Here is a 5,278-nt window from a genome sequence, read left to right as displayed (position 1 = left end):
ACGATGCCGGGGGTCTTGGCCAGGCCGGCCATGTCGATCTCGTTGTCGAAGTGGCCGATGTTCCCGATGATCGCCTGGTGCTTCATCCTGGCCATGTCCGAGGCCATGATGATGTCCTTGTTGCCGGTCGTGGTGACGAAGATGTCCGCCTGGTCCACGACCTCGTCCAGCGTCGTGACCTGGTAGCCGTCCATCGCCGCCTGCAGCGCGCAGATCGGGTCGATCTCCGTGATGATCACCCGGGCGCCCTGGCCGCGCAGGGACTCCGCGCAGCCCTTGCCCACGTCACCGTAGCCACAGACGACGGCGGTCTTGCCGCCGATCAGCACGTCCGTGGCCCGGTTGATGCCGTCGATCAGTGAGTGGCGGCAGCCGTACTTGTTGTCGAACTTCGACTTGGTGACCGCGTCGTTCACGTTGATCGCCGGGAACAGCAGGGTGCCGTCGCGATGCATCTCGTACAGACGGTGCACGCCGGTCGTCGTCTCCTCGGTCACGCCGCGGATCTCGGACGCCAGCTGGGTCCACTTCTGCGGGCTCTCGCTCACCGTGCGGGTGAGGAGTTCGAGGATGACGCGGTGCTCGTCGGACTCGGCGGTGTCGACCGAGGGGACCTTGCCGTCCTTCTCGTACTCGACGCCCTTGTGGACGAGGAGGGTGGCGTCACCGCCGTCGTCCAGGATCATGTTCGGGCCGCCGGTCGGGCTGTCCGGCCAGGTCAGCGCCTGCTCCGTGCACCACCAGTACTCCTGAAGGGTCTCGCCCTTCCAGGCGAAGACCGGGACGCCCTGCGGGTTGTCGGGCGTGCCGTTCGGGCCGACGGCGATGGCGGCGGCGGCGTGGTCCTGGGTGGAGAAGATGTTGCAGGACGCCCAGCGGACCTCGGCGCCGAGGGCGACCAGGGTCTCGATGAGGACGGCGGTCTGCACGGTCATGTGCAGGGAGCCGGTGACGCGGGCGCCGGCGAGGGGCTGGGCCTCGGCGTACTCCTTGCGGATCGCCATCAGGCCGGGCATCTCGTGCTCGGCGAGGGTGATCTCCTTGCGGCCGAACGCGGCCAGGGAGAGGTCGGCGACCTTGAAGTCCTGTCGGTTGTCGACAGTCGTCATTGCGAGCTGCTCCTCGTGTTGGGTCGAGGGTGGGTACGGCTGACCTGCGCGGCGGCGGACACAGGGGTGCCCAGAAGAGGACACAGGCATGCCCGCGTACGCGCAGCGCAGTCCGTCGGAGGCCCTCTCTCCCTCGGCCGGTCCGTACCTGGACCGCCCGACCGCCATCAGCAGCGACGTCTGGCTCCGTCCCAAGCTACACCGGTGGTGCCCACCGTCCCCAGTCCGCCTCCGAAGACTTCCGGACGTTCACGAAGCGTGACGGGCCGGCCCTGGGGAGGGAAGGCGACGGGCCCGCCGAGTGGATCGGCGGGCCCGGTGGTGCGGGAGGAGCGAGGTCAGTGGGCGGCGGGGGGCGTGCTGGGGCCGCCGGGGGTGGCCTCGCGGTCCGGGCCCTTGGCGGCCTCGGACTCGCTGTAGATGTCCGGTTCCAAGTAGATGACGCGGGCGATCGGGACGGCCTCGCGGATACGGGTCTCGGCGGCGTCGATGGCGGAGGCGATCTCGGTGGCCGTGCCGTCGTGGCGGACGGCGATCTTGGCGGCGACGAGCAGCTCCTCGGGGCCGAGGTGGAGCGTGCGCATGTGGATGACGCCGGTGACGGTGTCGCCCGCGACGATCGCGGCCTCGATCTGCTGGACCGCCTCTGTGCCCGCTGCCTCGCCGAGGAGCAGGGACTTGGTCTCGACGGCCAGGACCAGCGCGATGAGGATGAGCAGCACGCCGATGCACAGGGTGCCGATGCCGTCCCAGACGCCGTCACCGGTGAGCAGGGCCATTCCGACGCCGCCGAGGGCCAGGATCAGGCCGACGAGGGCGCCCAGGTCCTCCAGGAGGACGACCGGCAGCTCGGGGGCCTTGGCGTGGCGGACGAACTCCTTCCAGGACTTCTTCCCGCGCAGGACGTTGGACTCCTTGATGGCGGTCCGGAAGGAGAAGGTCTCGGCGATGATCGCGAAGACCAGGACGCCCACCGGCCAGTACCAGTGGTCGATCTCGTGCGGGTGCTTGATCTTCTCGTAGCCCTCGTAGAGGGCGAACATGCCGCCGACCGAGAAGAGGACGATGGAGACGAGGAAGGCGTAGATGTAGCGTTCCCGGCCGTAGCCGAAGGGGTGTTGCGGGGTGGCGGCGCGCTGGGCGCGCTTGCCGCCGAGGAGCAGGAGTCCCTGGTTGCCGGAGTCGGCGAGGGAGTGCACGGACTCGGCGAGCATCGACGACGATCCACTGAAGAGGAACGCCACGAATTTCGCTACCGCGATCGAGAGGTTGGCGAGCAGTGCCGCCACGATCGCCTTGGTGCCGCCTGACGCGCTCATGTGTCGCGTTGTCCCTTCGCCTTCATCTGCCTGGTCTGCTAGCGGTGCGCCATTGTTGCAGCCCGCGCGGGCCCCGACGTGCCGGATGCCCCGTCGGGTGCCTCTCAGTCCGGTGTCGGGTGTCTCTCGGTCCGGTGTCGGTCGCCGTCAGACGCGCACGGTGGCCCGGAAGAGCGTGCCGCTTCCGGACACTTCGGCCTGCTCGCCGGCCGGGACGAAGACTGAGCGGCCGGGGGTCAGTTCGTGTTCGCCCGTCCGTACGGTGCCGGTCGTGCAGAGCAGGATCTGCGGGGTGGGCAGGGTGAGGTCGTGGGCGGCGGTGCCCTCGGGGAGGACGTACCGGGACAGGCGGAACTCGTCGATCGGGGTGTCGTAGACCTCTTCGCCGTCGGGTGACGCCTCCGGGCGCAGGACGCCGGGGTCGCCGGCCTCGAAGCGGACGATGCGCAGGAGTTCGGGGACGTCGACGTGCTTGGGGGTCAGGCCGCAGCGCAGGACGTTGTCGGAGTTGGCCATGATCTCGACGCCGAGGCCGTCGAGGTAGGCGTGCGGGATGCCGGCGCCGAGGTAGAGGGCCTCGCCGGGCTGGAGCCGGACGTGGTTGAGGAGCATCGCGGCGAGGACGCCGGGGTCGCCCGGGTAGTGGCGGGCGATGTCGGCGTAGGGCGTGTAGGCGCCTCCGAGGCGGTCGCAGGCGGCCGCGGTCTCGGTGACCGTGCGGGACATGTCCTCGGGGTCGGCGGTGAGGATCGCGGTGAGGACCTCGCGCAGGGCGGCGTCCTCGGGGTGGGCGCGCAGCAGGTCGGCGTAGGGCTTGAGGGAGGCGATGCCGAGCCCGTCGAGGAGGTCGGCGGTCTCGGCGGGCGGGCGGAAGCCGCACAGGCCGTCGAACTCGGTGAGGGCGCAGATCAGTTCGGGCTTGTGGTTGGCGTCCTTGTAGTTGCGGTGCGGGGCGTCCAAGGGGACGCCGCGGCGCTCTTCGTCCTCGTAGCCGGACTTGGCCTGCGCGAGGTCGGGGTGGACCTGAAGGGAGAGCGGGGCGCCGGCTGCGAGGAGCTTGAGCAGGAAGGGCAGTCGGGGACCGAACTTGGTCACGGAGGCGGCGCCCAGTTCCTGCTCGGGGTCGGCGTCGACGACGTCGGCGAGGGTGCCCCGGCCGGTGCGGGAGGGGGCGCCGGGGTGGGCGCCCATCCACATCTCCGCCTGCGGTTCGCCGGTCGGCTCGGTCCCGAGCAGCGCCGGGATCGCGGTGGTGGAGCCCCAGGCGTAGGGGCGGACGGTGTTGTCGAGGCGGTCCATGGGCTCTCTCTGCCGGTGCGTGTCCTTGGCGTACGGAGGTGTACGCGGTGGTGCGTACGAGATCAGGCGCCCGAGGCGAGCGCCAGGTAAACGGCGGCGAAATCCGTGATGGCGATCAGTTCGGCGAGGGTCTCCAGCTCGCCGCCCGCTTCGGGTTCCAGTTCGCTGATCGGCGTGTCGTGGCCGAGGGCCACGTCGCGGGCGCCCGGGGCGGCGGTGAGTCCGCCGATGGGGCGGTCGCGCAGGAGCACCACGCGCGCGTGCAGGGCCGGTGTGTCCTCGACGCGGTCGCGGAAGAAGTCGTCGGGGTCGGCTGCGGCGGCGAGCCGGCCGGCGAGCAGGGCGTTGTGCGCGTCCACGGCCTCGGGGAGTTCGGCGACGGCGGCCGGGGTGCCGGACAGTTCGGCGAGGGCGGCGGCGAAGCGGCGGCCGGCCGGTCCGGCGGAGGTGCCCTCGGTCCAGATGACGGGGAGGGAGTCGGCGAGCTCGGCCGCCAGGGTCTTGGCGGGGTTGCTGTAGGTCGCGATGGCGGGCCCGCAGCGTTCGGCGATGCGGTCGAGGCGGTCGGCGACCTTCTCGACGGCCTCGGGGGGCGCTTCGAGCAGGCCGGTGCGGTCGAGGAGCGCGAGGAACGGCGTGAGCAGCGCCCACAGCACGCCGGGGGCGGCGCCGGCGAGGGGCTCGTCGTGGTCGTAGGGCGCGGTCGCCATGGGGATGAACAGGCCGTGCGAGGCGTTCACCGACTCGCTGAGCGGAGAGCGGGCGGGGGCGACGGCGACGACCGTGCAGCCCCGGCGGTAGGCCTGTTCGGAGAGCAGGGCGAGGCCCGGCTCGGTGCCGTCGGGGGTGGCGATCAGCAGGAGGTCGACCGAGCCGGTCCAGCCGGGCAGTTCCCAGCGCAGGGCGCCGGCGGCGGGTGCTACGCCGGTGGGGGCGAGGCGGGTGACGGGGCTTCCGGCGCCTGCCAGGGTGCCGAGGAGGTCGGCGGCGTGGGTGGCGGCGGCGCCGGGGCCGGCGATGAGGACGGCGCGGGGGCGTCCGTCGGGCTTGAGGTTGCCGACGCCGGCCTCGGCGGCGTGCCGGGCGGCGGTGCGTACGCGGGCGCCGGCCTCGGCGGCGCCGCGCAGGAGGCCGCGGCGGTCGGCGTCCGTGAGGCGCTCCGGGGAGTCGAGGAGCGTTTCGTCGAGCATGGCGGCTGTCTCCGATCGCCGGGAGCGTTCGTCGGGGTGCGCGGCGGGGTGGCGGCGGGCCGTCGGTTACTCGGGGCGGCGGGCCTCGTCGACGAGGAGGACGGGGATGCCGTCGCGCACCGGGTACGCCAGGCCGCAGTCCTGGCCGGTGCAGATCAGCTCGGCGTCCTGCTCCTTGAGGGGGGCGTGGCAGGCCGGGCAGGCGAGGATCTCCAGGAGGCCGGCTTCGAGCGGCATGGGGGTTCCCTTCGGGGGCGGTTGGGTTTGTGTGGATGTGCTGGTCAGGGTACCGCCGGTGTGGGGGCGGGTGCCTGGGTACGGGGCGGGTTGGTGGGGGCCCGGCGTTTGCGGGGGCCGGGGG

General features: G+C 72.0%; 4 protein-coding genes and 1 pseudogene. All 5 read right to left on the bottom strand.

Annotated features, from left to right (window positions below):
- Positions 1 to 1,109 (bottom strand): annotated as a pseudogene (locus KUM03_RS29750) (adenosylhomocysteinase); the annotation flags it as partial.
- A gap of 338 nt (positions 1,110 to 1,447) precedes the next feature.
- Complete coding sequence (locus tag KUM03_RS29745) at positions 1,448 to 2,428, bottom strand: cation diffusion facilitator family transporter (protein WP_217253358.1); 981 nt, start codon at positions 2,426 to 2,428, stop codon at positions 1,448 to 1,450.
- A 147-nt stretch (positions 2,429 to 2,575) separates the two neighbouring features.
- Entirely contained in the window at positions 2,576 to 3,727 is a 1,152-nt protein-coding gene (manA, locus tag KUM03_RS29740; protein ID WP_217253356.1) for a mannose-6-phosphate isomerase, class I, read from the bottom strand.
- Positions 3,728 to 3,789: 62 nt separating this feature from the next.
- The gene (locus tag KUM03_RS29735) at positions 3,790 to 4,917 is read right to left on the bottom strand and encodes an SIS domain-containing protein (protein ID WP_217253353.1); all 1,128 of its coding nucleotides are present in this window, start codon (positions 4,915 to 4,917) and stop codon (positions 3,790 to 3,792) included.
- 66 nt (positions 4,918 to 4,983) lie between these two features.
- On the bottom strand, positions 4,984 to 5,154 hold the full coding sequence (locus tag KUM03_RS29730) for a Trm112 family protein (RefSeq protein ID WP_007450268.1): 171 nt from the start codon (positions 5,152 to 5,154) through the stop codon (positions 4,984 to 4,986).
- Positions 5,155 to 5,278 lie beyond the last annotated feature (124 nt).

The organism is Streptomyces sp. AC602_WCS936 (assembly GCF_019049125.1).
Taxonomy (GTDB): domain Bacteria; phylum Actinomycetota; class Actinomycetes; order Streptomycetales; family Streptomycetaceae; genus Streptomyces.
Note: the sequence above shows the minus strand (reverse complement) of the source record. Positions and strands in the feature narration are given on the sequence as shown.